Origin of the sequence: Corallococcus sp. BB11-1 (assembly GCF_026626625.1) — a bacterium.
In the GTDB taxonomy this organism is placed as follows: Bacteria; Myxococcota; Myxococcia; order Myxococcales; family Myxococcaceae; genus Corallococcus; species Corallococcus soli.
On the sequence record NZ_JAPNJY010000001.1, the window covers coordinates 581,694 to 601,832 of the forward strand.

General features: G+C 71.8%; 14 protein-coding genes. 6 read left to right on the forward strand and 8 right to left on the reverse strand.

From position 1 onward, the window contains the following. The first annotated feature begins 28 nt into the window (after window positions 1–28). Both OV207_RS02515 and OV207_RS02525 read left to right on the forward strand, forming a co-directional pair. A complete protein-coding gene (locus OV207_RS02515) occupies window positions 29–1,393 on the forward strand; it encodes an AHH domain-containing protein (protein WP_267552262.1) in 1,365 nt (454 codons plus the stop codon). 21 nt (window positions 1,394–1,414) lie between these two features. Further along, window positions 1,415–2,656, forward strand: a complete 1,242-nt coding sequence (locus OV207_RS02525) for an imm11 family protein (RefSeq protein WP_324291497.1) — start codon at window positions 1,415–1,417, stop codon at window positions 2,654–2,656. Window positions 2,657–2,663: 7 nt separating this feature from the next. On the opposite strand, the gene OV207_RS02530 is transcribed toward OV207_RS02525, so the two are convergent. Both OV207_RS02530 and OV207_RS02535 read right to left on the reverse strand, forming a co-directional pair. Beyond that, on the reverse strand, window positions 2,664–4,331 hold the full coding sequence (locus OV207_RS02530) for an alpha-amylase family glycosyl hydrolase (RefSeq protein WP_267552267.1): 1,668 nt from the start codon (window positions 4,329–4,331) through the stop codon (window positions 2,664–2,666). Between the two features lie 114 nt (window positions 4,332–4,445). Then, window positions 4,446–6,275, reverse strand: coding sequence for a metallophosphoesterase (locus tag OV207_RS02535; protein ID WP_420715156.1), 1,830 nt, complete (start codon window positions 6,273–6,275; stop codon window positions 4,446–4,448). Between the two features lie 165 nt (window positions 6,276–6,440). Between OV207_RS02535 and OV207_RS02540 the strand changes: the two genes are divergently transcribed. Next, a complete protein-coding gene (locus OV207_RS02540) occupies window positions 6,441–6,902 on the forward strand; it encodes an acyl-CoA thioesterase (protein ID WP_267552268.1) in 462 nt (153 codons plus the stop codon). Window positions 6,903–6,997: 95 nt separating this feature from the next. Then, window positions 6,998–8,209 carry a GAF domain-containing sensor histidine kinase gene (locus OV207_RS02545; RefSeq protein ID WP_267552271.1) on the forward strand — a complete coding sequence of 404 codons (1,212 nt, stop codon included), beginning with the start codon at window positions 6,998–7,000 and terminating at the stop codon, window positions 8,207–8,209. Between the two features lie 23 nt (window positions 8,210–8,232). Here the strand turns inward: OV207_RS02545 and OV207_RS02550 are convergent, their stop codons facing one another. From OV207_RS02550 to ptsP, 3 genes are read right to left on the reverse strand one after another with little or no spacing between them, the layout of a single operon-like run. Next, a complete protein-coding gene (locus tag OV207_RS02550; protein WP_267552273.1) occupies window positions 8,233–10,329 on the reverse strand; it encodes a PTS fructose-like transporter subunit IIB in 2,097 nt (698 codons plus the stop codon). Between the two features lie 29 nt (window positions 10,330–10,358). Continuing rightward, window positions 10,359–11,315, reverse strand: coding sequence for a 1-phosphofructokinase (gene pfkB / locus OV207_RS02555; protein WP_267552275.1), 957 nt, complete (start codon window positions 11,313–11,315; stop codon window positions 10,359–10,361). Beyond that, window positions 11,312–13,810 (reverse strand): phosphoenolpyruvate--protein phosphotransferase, encoded by a 2,499-nt coding sequence (ptsP, locus tag OV207_RS02560; RefSeq protein WP_267552277.1) that lies wholly within the window; start codon window positions 13,808–13,810, stop codon window positions 11,312–11,314. The genes pfkB and ptsP overlap by 4 nt, the downstream gene beginning before the upstream one ends. A gap of 222 nt (window positions 13,811–14,032) precedes the next feature. Between ptsP and OV207_RS02565 the strand changes: the two genes are divergently transcribed. Beyond that, window positions 14,033–14,803: a class I SAM-dependent methyltransferase gene (locus OV207_RS02565; RefSeq protein ID WP_267552279.1), complete on the forward strand. Its 771-nt coding sequence runs from the start codon at window positions 14,033–14,035 to the stop codon at window positions 14,801–14,803. Here OV207_RS02565 and OV207_RS02570 read toward each other — a convergent pair. Together OV207_RS02570 and OV207_RS02575 are read right to left on the reverse strand one after the other, a co-directional pair. Next, entirely contained in the window at window positions 14,784–15,923 is a 1,140-nt protein-coding gene (locus OV207_RS02570) for a hypothetical protein (protein ID WP_267552281.1), read from the reverse strand. The two genes, OV207_RS02565 and OV207_RS02570, sit on opposite strands and share 20 nt — an antisense overlap. Window positions 15,924–15,925: 2 nt before the next feature. Next, a complete protein-coding gene (locus OV207_RS02575) occupies window positions 15,926–17,044 on the reverse strand; it encodes a hypothetical protein (protein WP_267552283.1) in 1,119 nt (372 codons plus the stop codon). Between the two features lie 243 nt (window positions 17,045–17,287). On the opposite strand from OV207_RS02575, the gene OV207_RS02580 reads away from it, so the two are divergent. Continuing rightward, window positions 17,288–17,662 (forward strand): DUF962 domain-containing protein, encoded by a 375-nt coding sequence (locus tag OV207_RS02580; protein WP_193346205.1) that lies wholly within the window; start codon window positions 17,288–17,290, stop codon window positions 17,660–17,662. 121 nt (window positions 17,663–17,783) lie between these two features. On the opposite strand, the gene OV207_RS02585 is transcribed toward OV207_RS02580, so the two are convergent. Next, window positions 17,784–20,099: a M20/M25/M40 family metallo-hydrolase gene (locus OV207_RS02585; protein ID WP_267552286.1), complete on the reverse strand. Its 2,316-nt coding sequence runs from the start codon at window positions 20,097–20,099 to the stop codon at window positions 17,784–17,786. Window positions 20,100–20,139: the final 40 nt, after the last annotated feature.

The window sequence follows — 20,139 nt, forward strand, 5'->3', positions numbered from 1 at the left end:
GTCCGCGTCCGACGGCTGGAGGTGTTGCGTGTCCCTGGGTCGGAGCTGGCTTGTCGTGGTGCTGGTGCTGCTGGGCACGGGGTGTTCGGCGGCGCGCGTCGTGCGACTGGACACGGGGCAGGGCGCGCCTGTCGTCCATGCGCCACGGGCGGAGAGCGCTCCGGTGGTGTTGGCGGAGGGCGCGTTCGCGGAGGCGGTGAAGACACTGGCGGGGGATGCGCCGGTGTCCGCGCGTCCGACGGAGGAGGCGTACCGGCTGTTCGCGGGCTCCTTCTCCTCGAAGGCGTACTCGCGGGTGCGGGGGCGCCTGGGACTGGTGTCCTTGGAGGAGCCTCCGCGCAGGCGACTGCTGGTGGAGGACGGCGCGGACGCGGAGCTGGCGAGCGCCTACGGGCGGTGGTGCCAGCGCAAGCAGACGCCGGGGGACTGTCTCCAATTGTTGGAGCTGGGGCCGACGCTGGATGAGGACGCCCGGCGCACGCTGGCCTTCGCCATCGCGTTGGATTCGGTGTGGGAGGAGACGGCCGAGGCGATGGTGGGGATGACGAACCGGGAGGCGGTGCTCGCCACCGTCGTGGCGACGGGGACGGTTTACCTGTGCCTGTGGGCGCTGCCGGAGCCGGTGTCCAAGGGCGTCGCGGCGGCGATGACGGTGGTGCTGATTGGCTACCTGGGCATCGACACGGTGTTGGACCTCATCCGTGGGTGGCGGGTGCTGTCCGAGCAGGTGCGGGTGGCCAGGAGCTTCGAGGCGGTGCGCGACGCAGGGGAGCAGTACGGGGAGGTGCTGGGAGAGAACGCGGCGCGGGCCTTCGTGATGCTGGCCACGGCAGCGGTGGGGAGCACTGCGCAGACGCTGGCCGCGAAGGTGCCGGTGCTCCCGGGCTCAGGACAGGCCGCGGTGGTGGCGGCGGAGCAGGCCGGCGTGCGGTTGGGCGCGGTGGCGCAGGTGGAGTCGGTGGCGGTGGCCACGGATGGGGTCATCACCCTGGCCCTGGCACCGACCGCGATGGCGATGGCCGCGCGGGAAGAGGGAGGCCCTCCTGTCTCGGGTGGCGTGGATGGCAAGGGACACGAGCACCACATCGCTTCGAACAAGTGGTGGAGCGCCACGAACCGGGGTGGACCGTGGTCGCCGCAGTTCCAGAAGATCTTCGACAGGGCTGGGATGTCACTCGATGATCCGGCGAACAAGGTGCGTGTGCCGGGCCACAAGGGACCTCACCCTCGGGAGTACCACGAGACTGTTCTTGAACGCTTGGATCGGGCAACGACGGGGTGCGGCACCATGGAAAATTGCAGAGAGCTTCTGACGAACGCTCTAAGACGTATTGCCAGTCAGATTCTCGATAAGACATCAGGTTTGAATCGAATGATTACTGGCCTTGAGTGAGGCGGGATTCCCGCTATGGCAATGAAATACTTCAAGCTTTCCGAAGACGTTGATGAAGGCTATTGGTGTCTGGGACATCCCCTCGACTCCATGCGGAGAGAACTCGATGATCCCTGGCAGTTCAGGGTGGGGGCTCCGGCACACTTCAAGGAGCAGGTCCGGCTTCCTGTGGATGTCGAGGGCGAGGCACGCGACTTCTCCCATGCGGCGTTCGGCACTCCCGTCGTCCACTCCAGGCTTGCGGCCCTCTTCAAGGAACTGACCCCGAACGACGTGGAGTTGATTCCTGTAGAGGTCGACTCTCACTCCGGTCCGTACTTCATCCTCAATGCCACCCGCCTCCTGCCATGCGTGGATGTCGAGGCCTCGGAAGAGGTGAGTTACTACACCGCGGAGGACGGATTTCCCGAGAAGGTCGGCACGTTGAGTTCGCTCCTCGGGATGCGCATCGACCCATCGAAGGTGGGCGATGCGAAGGTGTTTCGCCCCTCGGAATGGGAGGTCGCCCTCATCGTCTCCGAGGACATCAAGGAGGCGATGGAACGCGCGGGCATCACGGGCGCGAAGTTCAAGGAGGTGACCGGTCCCAGCACGGCCAATCCTGTGCGGCGTGCCGAGATGAAGAAGCGCGGTGAACTCCGCGACCAGGCGCGCGCTGCCCGTGAAGCCGTCTGGAAGGGACTGGGCACGCTGGAGGAGGACTTCGTCATCTCCATGGTCCTGGGCGGTGACTGGCCCGCGGGAAGCCAGGCGTGGCGGGTCATCCGCCGTCCCTCGGGGAACACGCTCGTGGTGACGGACGGGCTGTCCGCCCCCTTCGCGGACATTGTGGACCGGCCCACGGCGGGCTTCGGGTTCGAGCTCGCCATGGAGACGCCAGAGCCGCTGCCGGACCTGGAGAAGAGCTGGCTGGTGCAGCTGCTCGAACGCGTGGGCAACGAGCTTGCGGGCCACGAGAAGCTGCGCGGCGCGCTGGAGCGCGGAACCCTGTCCATGGAGGTGGACGGCTCGCGCCTGCCTGAAACCCTGCTCACCCCGGAGGGGCGCGTGGCGGTGCTGCTCGGCTTGGCGACGGAGTCACTGCCCGCGCGCTTCACGGTGCCCGGGGGCGACGTGCGGCTGGTGACGGTGAAGGCGCTGCTGCCGTCGGAGCTGAAGTGGTTGCTCCAGCAGGGCCGGGGCGGCGCCGCGGAGCTGGCGCGGCGCTTCACCGAAGCGGGAGACGGTTATGTCTCCCGCTCCTGGCGACAGCCCGTCGTCTGACGGTCGCCTACTGCACCCGCCAGATGCCGGTGCCTCGGGCGGGCACGGTCGCCTTCCAGGCCCCCGAGCCCCCCGTCAGGGTCGACACGCCGGTGTCGGCGAAGAGCGGCTCCACCGTCGTGCCCTCCACGTCGAACGGCCCCGCCGTGACCTGCGCGGTGGAGAAGTTGTGCACCACCAGCACCTGCTCGTCGTCCACCGTGCGCACGAACGCGAGCGTGGCGGACGGCCCCGTCGTCGGCGTGAAGAGGCGCAGGTCGCCCGTGCGCAGCGCCTCCGCGCCCTGCCGCGCGCGCAGCAGCGCCTTGTAGCGCGACAGCAGCGAACCCGGCGCCGCCTTCTGCGTCTCCACGTTGGCCGCGTCCCTGCCGCTGGCGAAGCCGTACCACGGCGAGCCCGTGGTGAAGCCTCCGCCCGTCCCGGCCGTCCACGGCATCGGCGTGCGCTTGGCCTCGTCGTTGTTGGTCGCGCCGTTGCCCAGCCCGACCTCCTCGCCGTAGTACAGGAACGGCGCGCCCGGCAGCGTCAGCAGCACCGCCGCCGCCAGCCCCAGCTTCGACGTGTCGCCGGAGAACTGCGTCGCCACCCGCACCATGTCGTGGTTGGTGAGGAAGGGCGCGTCCACCACCCCGGCCGGGTAGTTGTTGCGCATCTCCAGGAACTTCGACGCCACGCCCCCGGCGTTGCCCGCGTTGATGCCCGCGAGCACCCGCTCCGACAGGGGGAAGTTGAAGTTGAGCGGCAGCTCGTCCCCGCCCGGCACCTGCGCGGTGGAGCCGTAGTACTTCGCCACCGACGGCGTCTCGCTCCAGTTCTCCCCCACCAGCACCGCGTCCGGCTTCACCGAGCGCACGTGCGCGGCGAACTCCTTCCAGAACGCATGCGTCTCCGCCGTGTCCGACTGGCCCACGCCGCCGCCCGTCTCGATGAGGTAGCGGGCCGCGTCCAGCCGGAAGCCGTCCACGCCGCGCGACAGCCACAGCGTGGCCAGGCGCTTGACCTCCTCGCGCACCGCCACGGTCTGGAGGTTGAGGTCCGGCATCCCGCTCCAGAACACGCCGTAGTACCAGGCGCCGTTGCGCTCGTGCCAGGTGTCCGTCTGCGAGAAGGCCGGATCCCACGGCTGCTTCCACGCCGGGTTGTTGGCCCGCCACTGGTACCAGTCGCGCTTCGCGGACTGCGGTGACGACGCCGACTCCACGAACCACGGGTGCGCGGAGCTGCTGTGGTTGATGACGAGGTCGAGGATGACGCGCATGCCCCGGCGGTGCGCTTCGTCACACAGCTTCTGCATGTCCTCCAGCGTGCCGTATGCCGGCTGGATGCGCTCGTAGTCGACGACGTCGTAGCCGTGGTAGCTGGGCGACGCGAACACCGGCATCAACCACAGCGCGTCCACGCCCAGGTCGTCCGTCGTCGCCGGGTCGCCGTCGTTCAGGTAGTCCAGCCGCGAGATGAGCCCCGGCAGGTCCCCCACGCCGTCGCCGTTGGAGTCCTGGAAGCTGCGGACGAAGACTTCGTAGAACACCGCGCCCCGGTACCACGCATCGCCCGCGGGCGCGGCGAGCGTCACGGTGCCCGGCGCGGGCGGGGAGACGGTGGGCGGGGTCGAGGAGCGCGCGCAAGCCGACAGGAGGGCCGCGCTGAACAGGGAGAGGCCGCGGAGGGGACGCATGGCCCGCAGCTCTAACAGCGAACGTTCCACCCCGGCCAGTGCCTGCGTCGCGTGGAGCGCGCTCCCCAGGACAGCAGGCGCGTGGCCGTTGTTCCGTTGGCGGACGCGGGCGGCTCAGATGCGGATGGGCGGCTCGATGAGGAACGGCTCGGTGGCCTTCGGGTCGTCCGGGTCGAAGGCGGGCGCCTGGGGCCCGGCGCCCGTGGGCTTCCACTTGCGGGGCACGCGCTCCAGGCCCACCGGGTAGATGGTCAGCGCCCCGTCCTTGCCAATGCGCATGCGCAGGAAGTTCTTCCAGTCCGGCAGCGCGAGCGAACCGAAGGCTTCGTTGGAGTGCGCGCCGAAGAAGTTCACGCACAGCCAGAGGTAGATGCCGGTGATGAACGGCCCCACGAGGAAGCCACCCACGAAGGTGAAGCCGCAGGAGAAGAGGAACTTGCCGGCCAGGTGCATCCACCCGTCCACGCAGTGCGCTCCGTCTGGCATCAGCGTGGGACAGATGCCCAGCTTGCTCACCGTGAGGTAGGTGCCTCCCCACGCGACGAAGAACGCCGCCGCGATGTGCGCCAGGCCGTGCAGGCTGCCCAGCAGCGTGCGCCACCGGCCGAGCGCCGCGTCCGCGAGCCCGGTGAGCCCGCCCACCGTCACGAGCCCCAGGATGAGCGTCCAGGGCCGGTTGACCATGCTGTTGCCCACCGCCGTGAGCACCTCCGGCAGGTGCGACAGGCCCAGGCTCCCCACCTCCGCGTAGGCCGCCAGCGCGAGCAGCAGGTACCACAGGCCGGTGATGAGGCCGAAGAGCGGGCTGTAGCGGATGAGCAACAGGTTCTTGCGCGCGAGCTTCCGGGAGGTGGCCTCGTCCGGGAAGCTCTTGCGCAGCGTGGAGCCGTCGCGCAGCACGGGCGCCGCGGGCGCGTGCGTGGGGTGCATGAACGCGCCGCCGCCGCCCGCGGTGATGCGGTGCTGGCCGGTGGCGTCCTCGTGCCGGCGGTAGTGGTGCAGGTCGCCCGCCAAGAACACGCAGATGCGCCGCCCGAGCACCTTCTCCTCCAGGTACTCCAGGTTGTTCTCCAGGTAGCTGCCCTTGTTGCGCCGCGACGCCGCCGCCAATATCCACGCCGGCTCCGCGTTGCAGAGGATGACGCGGTCGTTGGGCCCCATCTGCTCCGCCACGTTGCGGAAGTACTCCACCTGGGGCACGTCGATGTCGCTGTTGAGCTGCACGTCCGTGCCGATGAGCCACCAGTCGTGCGGCAGCTTCAGCGCGAAGTAGCTGCGGCTCTGCCGCGTGCGCCGCCCCGCCACCCAGCGCTGCGCGCAGAACAGCCGCATGAAGGCGGACAGCCCGTCGTACCAGTCGTGGTTGCCCGGGATGACGAACAGGTCCGGGTGGGGCGCCTGGGAGCGGCGCATGGCGGCCTCGTAGGGCTGCACCGTGCGCTCCTCGTAGGTTTCGCGGCTGGCGCCCGGGTAGACCTCGTCGCCGCCGAACACCAGCACGCGGCCGCGCGGCGTGGTGTGCACGGTCTTGCCGTCCTCTTCCGGCAGCTTCAACTCCGGCAGCGCCAGCAGGCGCGCCACCGCGTAGGTGGAGTCCCAGCCGTCACCGATGTCGGAGACGTAGTCCAGCCACAGGTCGCCGTCCGGGCCGGCCTCCTCCGAATAGTCGAAGAAGGGCGCCTGCGGCCGCACCACCGCTTCAATGAGCCGGTGGTCCGCGCGGGCGCCGAACACCGTGGCCACCACCGCGTCCAGGCCCGTGCGCAGCACCTGGGTGGGATGCAGCCAGCGCACCATGTCCGCGTGCTTCTGGGGCTTGGTGGCGGTGGCGCTGCCCCGCTCGCGCACGAGGTGCGGCGGAGACGGCAGGGGCCCCGGGTCCTCCCAGGGCGCGGGCGTGTCGTCGCGTCGGGCCCCTTGGGGGCGCGTGGGCTCACCCGCCATCGCGAGCCTCCGGGAGGACGGAGGAGGACGGCAGGGGAAGGGGCGGCGTCAGGGCGGACCAGAAAGCCATGCACCCCTGGCTTAGCATGTCCGCCAGGGATGGCTGGAGGGCAGCCAGGCATGGTTTCCGTTCCCCGGCGGGCCGCTCCTTGCGAGCATGAGGGCATGTCGGATGCGCCCCTGAAGGACTTCCCCGTCGTCGTGCCCTTCCCCGTGCACTGGAGCGAGATGGACGCCTACGGGCACGTCAACAACGCCCGCACGTTCACCTGGTTCGAGTCCGCGCGCATCGCGTACATGGCCCGGGTGGGGCTGGTGGGGCCGTCCGCGGCGGGGAAGGAGACGACGGTGGGGGGGATTGGCCCCATCCTCGCGAACACGCACGCGGACTACGTGCGGCCGGTGGTGTTCCCGGTGAACCTGGTGGCGGGGGCGCGCGTCACCCGCGTGGGCAATTCCTCCATCACCTTCGAGCACGCGGTGGCGGGCGCGGACGACGGGGTCGTCTACACGCGCGGAGGGTCCATCGTGGTGACGTTGCGCTACGCCACGGGCGAGAAGGTCGCCGTGCCGCAGGGCATCCGAGCAGCCATCGAGGAGTTGGAAGGCCGCTGGACCGGCGGTTAATCAAGGCGGGCTGGCGCTCATGGCCCCCTGCTTCCGCTGACTCGTGACGGGCATGGCGCTGGTGGCGCGTGCCGTTCTCCTTCACGAGAAAAACCATGAGTGGCCTTCCCAATCCCAACATCCTTCCCCCCAAGGGTCCCCTGGCGGACGTCGAGGCGGTGGGCCGCATCGAGGCCGTGAAGACGGTGCTCCGGGTGCTCACGCAGATGACGGGCCTGCGGCTGGCGGTGGTGGCCCGGGTGACGCCGGAGTCGTGGACGTGCTGCGCGGTGCTGGACCAGATGGGCTTCGGCCTGCGCGCCGGGGACACGCTGGTGGTGTCCACGACGTTCTGCAACACGGTGCGCGGCATGGCGACGCCGTTGCTCGTCAACCACGCCAGCAAGGACCCGCGCTTCAAGGACCACCCCGCGCCGAAGATGTACGGCATCGAGAGCTACGTCGCGGTGCCGCTGTACCGGCGCAGCGGGGAGTTCTTCGGCGTGATGTGCGCGCTGGACGCGAAGCCCGCGGACCTCACGGAGGACAAGCTGGAGATCTTCCGCCACCTGGGGGACCTGGTAGGCCACCAGCTTGAGCAGGAAGAGGTGCTGAACGACCGTGACACGCAGTTGCTGAGCGCGCGCGAGGCGTCGCTGCTGCGCGAGCAGTTGATGGGCATCGTCAGCCATGACCTGCGCAACCCGCTCAACGCCATCTCGCTGGCGGCGGCGACGCTGATGCGGCGCTCGGACCTGGACGACCGGGCCCGCCGGGGGCTGCGGCGCATCCTGGACTCGTCGGACCGGGCGAACCGGCTCATCCTGGACCTGCTGGACTTCACCCACGTGCGCACGGGGCTGGCGTTGCGGGTGAAGCCCAGGGCCGTGGACCTGCATGAAATCACCCAGCAGGTGGTGGACGAGGTGCAGCTCACCTCCCTGGGCCGCACGCTGGAGGTGGTGTGCCATGGGGATGCTCGGGGCCGGTGGGATCCGGATCGCGTCGCGCAGGCGCTGACCAACCTCATCACCAACGCCGTGCAGTACAGCGCCTCCTCCACCCGCATCCTGGTGGAGGCGCGCGGCGAGGCGGACGCGGTGGTGCTGAGCGTGACCAACGTGGGCACGCCCATCCCCCTGGAGCTGATGCCCGTGCTCTTCGAGCCGATGACCCGGGGCACCACGGAAGGCGGCGAGCGCCGCAGCGTGGGGCTGGGGTTGTTCATCGTGAACCAGATTGCCCTGGCGCACGGAGGCCGCGTGGACGTGACCTCCACGGCGGAGGCGGGCACGACGTTCCGGGTGCATCTGCCACGCAAGGGTTGAAGCGCGCCTCCAGGCCTTGATGTTCACGGCGCCGGTGCGTCGTCCAGGGGCCGCTTGAGCACGATGAGCGCGAGCGTGGTGGCCAGCGTTCCCGCGATGAGCGCCAGCACGTAGGGCCCCAGCGGTTGCACGGCGTTGGGGATGGCGAGCACGAAGACGCCGCCGTGGGGGGCCCTGAGCGCGCAGCCGAAGCCCATGGACACCGCGCCCGCGATGGCGGAGCCGAAGACGATGGCGGGGATGACGCGCAGCGGGTCTCGGGCCGCGTAGGGGATGGCGCCCTCGGTGATGAACGCGAGCCCCAGCACCGCCGCCGCCTTGCCCGCTTCGCACTCCTGGAGCGTGAAGCGGTTCTTCGCGACCACCGTGGCCAGGGCCAGTCCCAGGGGCGGCGTCATGCCCGCGACCATCACCGCCGCCATCGGCGTGAAGGTGCTGGAGCCCAGCAGGCCCACCGCGAAGGCATAGGCCGCCTTGTTGATGGGGCCTCCGGTGTCGAAGGCCACCATCGCCCCCAGCAGCAGCCCCAGCAGCACCGCGTTCGTTCCGGACAGGCCCGTGAGGAAGCGCGTGAGGGCGCCCATCAGCGCGGCCACGGGGGCTCCAATGACATAGGTCATCAGCAGGCCCACGATGAGCGCGGAGAGCAGCGGGATGACCAGCACCGGCTTGAGCCCCTCCAGGTTCGCCGGCAGCCGGATGCGGTCTTTCAGCGTGCGCGCCACGTAGCCCGCGAGGAACCCCGCCGCGATGCCTCCGAGGAACCCCGCGTTGAGCTGGTTCGCCAGCATGCCGCCGATGAAGCCCGGCGCGAGCCCCGGCCGGTCCGCGATGGAGTAGGCGAGGTAGCCCGCGAGCGCGGGCACCATCAGCGCGAACGCCGCGTCGCCAATCCCTTTCAGCGCGGCGGGCAGGGTGCCGGGCTGCTTGTACGCGTCGATGCCGAAGACGAACGACAGCGCCAGCAGCAGTCCGCCCGCGACGACGAAGGGCAACATGAACGACACGCCCGTGAGCAGGTGCTTGTACGCGCCCGTGGGTTCGGCCTTCGCGGGTGCGCCGAGCGCTGGCGCCGCCACGGGCCGCGTCGCGCTCATGGGCTCGGGCAGGGCGAGCGCCTGCTCCACCACGCGGTCCGCCTGCTTCAGCGCTTCACCCACGGACGTCTGGAGCAGGCGCTTGCCGACGAAGCGCTCCGTGGAGACGTGCGTGTCCGCGCCGATGATGACCGCGTCCGCCTGGGCAATCTCCTCCGCTGTCAGCGTGTTCTTCGCGCCCACGGAGCCCTGCGTCTCCACGCGGATGGCATAGCCCTTCGCCCGCGCCGCGCGCGTGAGGGCCTCCGCCGCCATGAAGGTGTGCGCGATGCCCGTGGGACAGGCCGTCACCGCGACCAGCGTGCCGGCGGGCGTGGAAGAGGGAGGCGTGCGGAGCGGCGCGCCCGAGGGTTCGGCCCGGCGGGATGTTCCATCGAGAGGCAGCGTCACGTCCGACGGAGACAGGGGCGTGGACGTCAGCAGCCCGTGGGGCCGCGGGAAGGAGACACCCGTCGGCGTATCGGGCCGCCGGGTGGCGCCGGTGGGCGGCGGGGTGCGTGCGGGGCCGGGAGGGAGTCCTGGCGCTTGTTGCGGCGTGTGGGGCTGGGAGGCGCGTGTCGAGGCACCCGGGGGTTGTTCGTTCTGGCGCGGGGCTCCGGCGAGGGGCAGCGGTGCGTCGCCGTGGAGCGCCGTGGCGTCGGTGCCAGCGCGGGCCGCGTCCGGGGGCGTGGCTCCGGGGGGCCCGGCTTCTCCGGAGGCGGCCGCCGTGCGGTGCAGCGTGGCGCGGGCCACGGCCTCGTCGATGATGCGCTCGGTGTCCCGGATGGCCACCGCCGTGGAGGTGCGGACCAGCGGCTTGCCCACGAAGCGCGACTCGTCCACGGTGATGTCCGTGGCGAGGATGACCGCGTCCGCCTGCTCCACCGCCGCGTCGTCGAGCGGGGTCCGCACACCCTCCGCGCCGCGCGTCTCCACCGCCAGGTCGTGTCCCTTGAGGTCCGCCACGCGGCGCAGCGCCTCCGCCGCCATGAAGGTGTGCGCGATGCCCGTGGGACACGCGGTGACCGCCACCAGTTTCGCCATCGTCGTCGTGTCCTTGTCGTTCCGTCGTCTCAGGCGTTGCCCAGGGGGTGCATCCGCACCGCGCCCATCAGCGCCGCCACCCGCTCCGGTGTCGGCGGCACCGGCCCCACCCGCGCGAGCTTCCCCGCCGCGAAGGCCGTTCCCCTGCGAGCGCACGTCTCCAGGTCGTTCCCATCCAGCCGCGCCGCCAGCACGCCGGCCACCAGCGCGTCGCCCGCGCCCACCGTGCTCGCCACCTCCACCGGCGGCGGCAGCGCGCGCCACGCACCGTCATGTGACACGAACAGCGCGCCCTCCGCCCCCAGCGATACCACCACCAGCCCGATGCCGCTCGCGTGCAGCTCTCGCGCGGCCCGGCCCACGTCGCCCGGGGTCTTCAACGGACGGTCGAACAGTTCCCCCAGCTCGTGCGCGTTCGGCTTCACGAAGTCCGGGCGCGCGGCCACCGCGTGGCGCAGCGGTTCGCCGCTGGTGTCCACCGCCACCAGCGCGCCCTTCGCGCGCAGGCGCTCCGTCAGCGTGGCGTAGATGTTCGCGGGCACCCCGGCCGGCACGCTGCCCGACAGGACGAAGCAGCCGTGGTCCTCCGCCAGCGCGTCCAGCGTGGCCCCCAGCGCCTCCAGGGCCTCGTCCGGAACGCGGAGCCCGGGCAGGTTCAGGTCCGTCACCGCTCCGCTCGCGCGGTCCACGATCTTGATGTTCACGCGGCTGGAGCCGGGCAGGCGCAGGCAGCGGTCCTGGATGCCCCGGTCGCGGAGCAGCGCCTCGAACAGCGCCGCGTTGTCCGCGCCCAGGAAGCCCGCGGCCGTCACCGGCCGGGAGCCTCCCGCGAAGAACGCGGCCACGTTGATGCCCTTGCCCCCCGGCGTGCGCGTCTCCGCCACCACGCGGTTGACCGCGCCCGCGGTGAAGCCCGGGCACTCCAGCGTCTGGTCGATGGCCGCGTTCAACGTGACGGTCACCACCCCCGGCTTCGTCGGCCTCATGCCGTGGCTCCCTTCCTGGCCAGCAGGTCGCGCGCCAACGCCCGCACCTCCGCCGCGTTGCCGGACTCCAGGGCCCGTCGCGCCACGGCCTCCGCGTCCGTCATGGAGATGCCGCGCAGCAGCGCCTTCACCGACGGAATGCTGGGGATGGCGACGCTCAGCTCGCTGACGCCCAGGCCGGACAACACCACCGCGCCGGACGGGTCTCCCGCGATGCCACCGCAGGCGCCCACCCAGATGCCCGCCTTCCGGGCCGCGCGCACCGTGAGGTCCACCATGCGCAGCACCGCCGGGTGCAGGCCGTCCGCCTGCGGCGCGAGCACCGGGTGCTCGCGGTCCATCGCCAGCACGTACTGCGTCAGGTCGTTGGTGCCGATGGAGAAGAATGACACGTCCTTCGCCAGCCGGTCCGCCATCATCACCGCGGAGGGCACTTCAATCATGATGCCCACCTCCACCGGATCCGCGCCGACCTCCCGTCGCACGGACTCGGTGATGGCGCGGGCCTTCGTCAGCTCCTCGGGCATCGCGACCATGGGGTACATGATGCGGACCGGGCCCTCCTTCGACGCTCGCAGGATGGCGCGCAGCTGCGTGCGGAACAGGTCCTCGCGCTCGAAGCACAGCCGGATGCCGCGCACGCCCAGGAACGGGTTCTCCTCCGCCGGCAGCGACAGGTAGGGCACGCGCTTGTCGCCGCCGATGTCCAGCGTGCGCAGGATGAGCGGCAGGCCGTTGAGCGCGCGCACCATGGCGCGGTACGCGTGGAGCTGCTCCTCTTCGTCGGGCGGGTCGTCGCGCTTGAGGAAGAGGAACTCCGTGCGCATCAGGCCCACGCCCTCGCCGCCCGCGTCCACGGCCTTCTGGGCTTCCGAGGCCTCGCTGATGTTCGCGGCCACCTCCACGCGCTTGCCGTCGAGCGTGATGGCGGGCCGGTAGCGCTCCAGCTTCTCCTCCTCGCGCCGGGCCCGCGTGCGCTCGCGCTGGTTCGCGGCCTTCGCGCGGTCGCGCTCCGAAGGGCCCACGACGAGCACGCCCGCGTCGCCATCCAGGATGCAGGGCTGGCCGTTGCGCAGGTCCAGCACCGACGGCCCCACCGCCACCACCGCCGGCAGGTCGAGCGAGCGCGCGATGATGGCCGTGTGCGACGTGGTGCCGCCGCCCGCCGTGCACAGGCCCAGCACCATGGCGGGGTCCAGCTTCGCGGTGTCCGACGGGGCCAGGTCCTCCGCGAGCAGCACCACGGGGTGGTCCGGGAAGGTGGCCTCGCCCTCCACCACCTTCGCCAGGGGCCTCAGCACGCGCCGGCCCACGTCCCGCAGGTCGGCGGCGCGCGCGGCCAGCGTCGGCTCGTCCAGCTTCGCCAGGGAGTCCGCGCGGTCCTCGAACACGCGGCGCCAGGCCGCGCCCGCGCTCATCCCGGTGTCGATGTGGCCGTGCGTCTCCGACAGCATCCCCGGGTCGTCCAGCAGCTCCAGGTGCGCCTTGAAGATGGCGGCCCGCTGCGCCCCGGCCTTCTTGAGGAAGCCCTCGTGCAACTGGCGCAGCTCCGCGGCGGCGCCCGCGAGCGCCTCCTCCAACCGGCGGTGCTCCTGCGCGCTGTCCGGGGCGCGCTCCTCCACCTCCAAGCGCTCCCGCTGAAAGGCCCACACCGGCCCTGCCGCGATGCCCGGCGACGCGGACAGGCCCGCCACCAGCGTCCCCTCGTAGTCGAGCGTCGCGGTGACGGTCGGCGTCGCGCTCGGGGTGGGCGCGGTGGGCGCGCCCTCATCCAGCCCCGCCTCGAACGCATCCTGGAGCGCGAGCAGCGCCGCGCCCGCGTCATCCCCCGTCGCGGTGAGCGTCAGCGCCGTGCCGCCCCGCGCGCCCAACTGGAGGAGCGACAGGAGGCTCCGGGCATTGGCCTGCCGCCCGGCGTGGTGCACGGTGACGTCGGCGTGGAAGCGCCGGACCACTGCCACCAGCGCGGTGGCCGGGCGCGCGTGCAGGCCATGCGGGGAGGGGGAGGTGACCTGGACGTGGGGCCCGTCGAAGGAGGTGACGGGAGCCTGGGGCTCCGGTGCGGCCGCGGCGCCGTTGAGCGCGTGGACGATGACGGCCGCGTCCTGCGTGTGGGCCAGCAACTGGGACTGGGAGTCGTCGCCCAGCACGCCGGTGAGGTTGGCGAGCACCTGGAGGTGTTCGTCGGACTTCGCCGCGATGCCCACGACGATGCGCGCGGAGCCCTCCGGACTCCACGCGACGCCAGCGGGGAACTGCACCACGACGACCCCCGTTTCGCGCACGAGGTCGCGCGCTTCGGGCAGGCCGTGGGGGATGGCGATGCCATGGCCCAGGTACGTCGCGGACACCTGCTCACGCTGGAGCATGCTGTCGATGTAGCCGGGCGCAATGAAGCCGGACTCCACCATCACCTGTCCGACCAGGCGGATGGCCTCCGCCTTGTTCGCGGCGGACCGTCCCAGTCGGACCTGCGAGGGCGTCAACGTCAGCATCGGGGCTCCTTGGCGGCTCGTGCTTCCGCGCGAGGGACGACGGCGCATCCTGCCCCGGGGACCTCCTCGCGCCGCTCCATCCCTCCGGGTCCCGTCTTCCCGGTAACAGCCAGGCGCTGGGAAAGCCCTGGAAGCCCGCGCGCTTGCTTGCTCTTGGAACGCTTGCGGGGGCGCATCGGTGGACGTGACGGGGCGTGGGAGGGTGTTAAGGAGGAGGCCGTCATGCCTGACAGCGTCCTGGACTTCTACGAAGGGCTGGCCGAGGAGTACCACCTGCTCTTCGCGGACTGGGAGCAGGCGGTGGAGCGGCAGGGCGCGGTGCTGGACGCGCTCTTGCGCCGTTCGGGCGCGCCGCCTCCGCGCCGGGTGCTGGACTGCGCGTGCGGCATCGGCACGCAGGCGCTGGGGCTCGCGGCGCGGGGCTTCGGGGTGCATGCCACGGACCTGAGCCCTTCGGCCGTGGCGCGCGCGGAGCGGGAAGCGCGGGCCATGCACGTGAGCATCACCACGGGCGTGGCGGACCTGCGCATGCTGGACTGGCAGGTGCCGGGGACGTTCGACGTGGTGATGGCGTGCGACAACGCGCTCGCGCACCTGCTGGAGGACTCGGACCTGCACGACGCGGCGAACGCGATGGCGTCGCGGCTGGTGCCCGGTGGGCTGCTGGTGGCGAGCCTGCGCGACAACGCCGCGCTGCTGGAGAAGCGGCCGCGCTTCACGGCGGAGCGGGTGCTGGACACGCCCCTGGGGCGCCGCGTCCTCTTCCAGGTCTGGGATTGGGCGGTGGACGACCGGCAGTACACGGTGCGCCAGTTCATCCTGCGCCAGGAGTCCGGCGTCTGGCACACCACCGAGCACACCGGCGTCTACCGGCTGCTGGAGCGTCTGGAGTTGGAGCGCGCGCTCACGCAGGCGGGGCTGGTGGATCCGCGCTGGTACTCGCCGGAGGAGACCGGCTTCTACCAGCCGCTCATCACCGTCCGGAAGCCTTGAGCGGCGGCAGGCTCCAGACGTCCTCATCCGGCCGATAGACGTTGGCCTGCTTGCCGGACGAGCCATGCGCCTTGGTGGCGAGCAGCCCCGCGTGCCAGAGGTTCTGCTTCAGCTTGAAGACCGTGGAGGGATTGAAGTCCGCTCCCTTCAGCCCCGGCTTGAGGTCTCCGGAGGGGTCCGCGAGGAAGAGGGCCGTGGCCAGCGCGAGGTCTTCCTGGCCCGCGGCCACCGCCAGCTCCGGGAGCGTGAGGCTGCCGCCATGATCCGCGAGGGTGCGGTGGATGAGGCGCACCGCGGGCTGGCGCACGAGGACGAAGCGCGCCACGGCCGCGAGCGGCGCGTGCGCTTGCGCCAGTTGCTTCCGCTTCTCATACCCGGTGGCGGGGTCGAACTGGAGCGCGGCCAGCAGCTCCGCCACGGCCCTGCCTTCGAGGGTCGGCTCCCAGTCCAGGTCCAGCAACCCGAGCGTGCTGGCGCCGGTCGCCGCGTGGCGCCGCGCGCCTTCGCTCGACAGGTCCGACCAGTGGCCCGCGAGCGCTTCCAGCAGGGACTGCGAGGACGGCTTGTGCTCCGCGAGGAAGGCGGCCGCCAGGTAGTTGAGCGGATGGTTGAGCTGGAGCCTGCGCGCGACCGGAGCGCCTTCGAGCAGCGCGGAGGCCTGGCTGACGACGCGGGGCAGCGGTGTCGGGTCCGCGGGAGGCGCGACCTCCACCCAGCGCTTCGCCTCCATCGCGAGGATGCCGACGCCGTTGTCCCGCGCCATGGTCAACGCGGAGCGGTGGATGTCGGAAGCGGGAGCGGGCAGCGCGAGATACGCGTGATGGACGCCCGAGCGGTAGCGGTGGGCCTGTCCCATGCCCTTGACCCAATCCCTGTCCGACGCCTTCACCTCGATGCCCGCGACGAGGATGCCCTCCGGCTGCGCGACGCTGCAGAGGATGTCCGGGCGAGCCCCCTCCAGCGTGAGCCGCGTCATCGGCTCCAGCTCATGGGCGAACGGGCTGTGGACGTAGGACGGATCCGCGTCCACCAGCAGGTGGAGCACGCGCGAGTCGCGCAGCCCGTGCTTCAGCAGGTGGTGCTTCAGCGAGCGGACGACCTGGGCCTCGGGGCTGACCATGCTCAGGCGCGCTTCACGTCCGCCGGGGCGTTGGGATGGCGCGCGAGCATCGCGCGGAGCTGCGGCTGACGGCGCACCAGCTCCTGCTTGAGCAGGTGCGCGATGAGCACGGGCGGCGCGGCGCTCCAGCGCGCCAGGTTCTGCACGAGCAGCGGTGAGCGGTACGTCCGGCCGCAGAGGAGCGACGCCGTCTTGCCATCCACCGGCATGCCCACGAGCGCCCCCAGCGCGCGGCCCTCCGTGTTGAGGATGAGCTCCACCTTCTCCTCCGCGGGGCCGGTGGCGAAGCGCTGGCGCAGCAGCTCGCGCGCGGTGCGGCGCGTGGACTCCGGCACGTCGCGGTCCACGGTGAGCTTGTGGTGCTCCATCAGCCGGCGCAGCGCCCACATGCGGCGGAAGAGGGCCGCCGGGAGCTGCGGGTTGCGCACGAGGAAGCGCCGCACGCCGGTGTCCGCCGCGAAGGCCGCGCGCGCCACCAGCGCCTCCAGCCCCACGGGGTTGCGGTGGTGCCGGGCGATGAGCCTTGCGTGCGCCAGGCCCACGCGTGGGTTCTCCAGCGCGGCCTTGATGACGGCGGGCACCGGGTCGAAGCACAGCGCGGACAGCTCCGGGTCCTCCGCCCCGTGCGCCATCGCGACCCGCTGGTCCTCGGGCAGCGCGTGCAGGCGCGTCTCGAAGAGCTTGCGGAAGTTGCCCAGCACGGCCTCGGGGACCTCCTCCTCGGCGGCGGCGGCTTCGTCATCCGCTTCGGCCGCTTCCGTGTCCGGCAGCGGATCCGCGTCGCGGGTGTCGAGCGAAGGCCCGTCATGCCCTTCCGGGGGCAGGGCTCCTCGGGCGTCCGCATGCGTCGCGGTGGATGCGGCGCGGGCCTGCGGTTGCGTCGGGTCCTGGCGCACGGTGTTCACGGGCGCCGCGGCCTCCGCGCCCGGCAGCAGGGCGCCCTGCGCGACGAGCCGCGTGAGGATGTCGTGCAGCCGTTCCTGCGGCAGTCCCGTGAGCGCGGGAAGGTCCCGCGCCCGCGTGTGCCCGTCCAGGCGCGACAACACGAAGCCTTCCTCCGCGTTCAGGGGAAGGCGTCGCAGGTCCACCGACGGGTTCAACTTGGGCGTCCAGTCGTTCATGCGCGGACACGAGTCTTTCACGACACGCGCACCCCGCGCCTCCCGGACACCCGGGGCTGTCGGCACCGGATTGTTCCGAAGGGAGCCGAACACGGCGGGCTGCGTCGAGGCCTGCCCGGCTGCCTTCCTGCCAACGGTTCTCCTCGGGTTGCCAGGACGTGGGGGCGGACCGGTGTCGTCGCGGGCGCCCAGAATGCGGGTGTGGGTTGACGGGAGGCGGGGAGCGGGACACAACTTCACCTCATGTCCGACCGCATCCAGACCTATGCCGAGTTCTGGCCGTTCTACCTGCGCGAGCACTCGCTGCCGTCGACACGCTGGTTGCACTTCTCCGGGACCAGTCTGGGCGTGTGCCTGGGCGTGACGGCCGCGGTCACCGGGCGGGGGGCGCTGATCCCCGCCGCGCTGGTGGCCGCCTATGGCTTCGCGTGGTTCAGCCACTTCAAGATCGAGAACAACCGTCCGGCGAGCTTCAAGTACCCGCTCTGGTCGTTCATCTCCGACCTCCGCATGGCGGGGCTGATGGCCGTGGGCCAGTTGGGCCCGCACCTGGAGCGCGCCTGGGCTGGAAGGCCCGTGCCGGTCCCGGTGGCCTCGGCGCAGGCCGAGGTCCGGTAGCCGCTCCTGTCGTCAGGGGCTCCGGTGGCGCGCTCTCCTGCGCGGCGCGCACCGTGTCCTCCGCGTGCATGCTGTCGGGCGGGAGTAGCAACGTGCGCCCGGGGTGTCTGGGAATACCGCCTCAGTACTCGCCCGTGCTGCTCACCAGGGTTTCATCCGAGATGCCCACGTGGAACGGCACGGGGATGGTGTCGGCCGGGCGTTGGTCGCCGGGCGCGCCGGGGGCTTCGGAGAGGTCGAAGCGGAAGTCCGTCACGCGCAGCCGCACGCGGGTGCCCTCGGGGACGGAGACCTCCAGGAGGACGCCTTCGGGCGGTGGGGCCCAGTACTGCAGGACAGGGCCCGACTTACGCTCGAGCAGGCGGGCGATGGCGTCCGGCTCCAGCCGGTGGCCGGCCATGGACAGGGCTCGCAGGGGCGTGCCCGGGCCAAGCTGGAGCTGGAGGTGGGGCGCCTGCCGGCGCGACGTCACCCGGAGCGCGAGCCGGCGCAGGCCGTCCCGGGTCTCGTCGTGCTCCACCCGCACGTCCGGCGCCGGGAGGAGCCGCGGGGGGGCGGGGGCCACGCGGACGTCCATCGGGAGCAGGGGCAGGTAGGTGACCAGCCGGCGTGTCGCGGCTTCGTCGCCGAGGAACCCGGAGACCCACGCATCCGGTTGGAAGTCGAGGGAGAACCAGTACGCCTCGCCGCTCGTGACGTCGGTGACGTAGGCGAGGCTGCTGGGGCGCGGGTGCTCCGCGTCGAAGCGCTCCTGGACCACGCCCACGCCCAGCAGCACCCCGGCCAGCGCGAAGGCCAGCGGCGCCACCGTCCGGCCCAGCCGCACGGGCTCCGCGACCGTCTGGGCCAGCAGCAATGTCATCCAGGGCGCGAGCACCACCGTCACCACCGCCACCAGCGCGAGCGTCAGGGCGACGTAGAGGTTGGGCACCTGCGGCACCCACAACAGCAGGCCGGGGAGGGCGCTCGCGGCCAGCACCAGGCGGGTGCGCGGGGACGGGGTCTCCCCCGGTTCGCGCCACCGCCATCCCAGGGCCGGCGCCCCGAAGACGACCGGCCAGATGAACAGGTAGCTGACCCCGCTGGCCACGAACGCGCTGGCGAGCCCCAGCAGCGTCCACGCGATGAGCGCGCCCGCCGCGAGCTCCGCCCGCCGCACCTTGCGCAGGAAGAGGGCCTGGAAGCCGGCCACCGCCGCGAGCGTCAGCGCCAGCAACCCCACGATGAAGAGCGGGCCTTGGTAGGCGTCGCGCTGGGGCAGGGCCTTCAAGCCTCCGTCGACGTGCCGCACGAGCCACCACGCCGCGTGCGCCACCGCCGCGCTCCCCACTGTCGTCGCGAGCAGCGCGCCCAGGCCCATCAGGAGGCCGGATGCCCGCAGCGCGCCCCGCCGCAGGCCCACGGCGACGGCGGCCCCGCAGGCCAGGAGCGCCAGCAGCGCGAGCGGCACCGCCCAGGACGCCGGGTGGTGGACGAGGAGGGGCCCGACGTTGAAGTAGATGGCGTTCCCCGTGGAGGTGGGCTCCAGCGGGTCCTGGCCCAGGTGGCGCGCGAGCGCGAGCATCACCTCGCCGTGATGCTGGAGGCTGTCGAGGTCCAGGTGGGCGAGGTCGTCCAGGCGCGAGTGGTAGCGCATGAACCCGTCGATGAAGCCGAAGTTGAGGCCCGGCTTGCCCGCCCTGAGGAAGATGGTGAAGTCCGTGTCATTGGGCAGCCGCCGGTAGGTTTCGTCGAAGAGCGAGCTTGCCTGCGCGGGGGCCCCGGAGCGCGCCAGGTGTTCAATGAGCCAGCGGCTGTCGGGGCTCGGCTGGAACATCAGCGAGGGGCCGTGCGAGCCGCGGGCCTCGAAGTTGAGGACGACGGCGACCTGCTTCGCCAGCGGGTGCTGGAGCGCGAAGGCCCTGGCGCCGATGAGCCCCGTCTCCTCCGCGTCCGTGAAGACGAAGAGGATGTCGTTGCGGAGCGGGGGGCCGGTGCGGAGCGCGCGCAGCGTTTCGAGCATCGCCGCCACGCCGGCCCCGTCATCCGAGGCCCCGGGCGAGGTGGGCACGGAGTCGTAGTGGGCCACGATGGCGATGGCCTTGCTCCCATCCACGCCCTTCAGGTGGGCGAGGACGTTGTGGACCGTGGCGCCCGGGATGTAGCGGCCCAGCCCGAGGAAGGGGTTGATGGCGGAGGTCACCTGGACCTCCGGCGTCACGCCCGCTTCGCGCACGGTGCGCAGCAGGTACTCGCGCACCTCGCGGTGCGCCTGCGAGCCGACGGGGTGTGGGACCGCCGCGATGTGCTCCAGGTGCGCGCGGGCCCGCCCGGCGGAGAACACCTCCACGGGCGCCGAGGCCGGCAGGGCCGCGGGGGCGGAGGCGAAGTGCAGGGCGAACGCGACGGTGAGCCCGACGAGGGCCACGGCCGACAGGGAGGCGAGGCGCGTGTTCAAGGGACCGCGACCCTACCGGGTTCCCTTGCCGTCCGCAGCG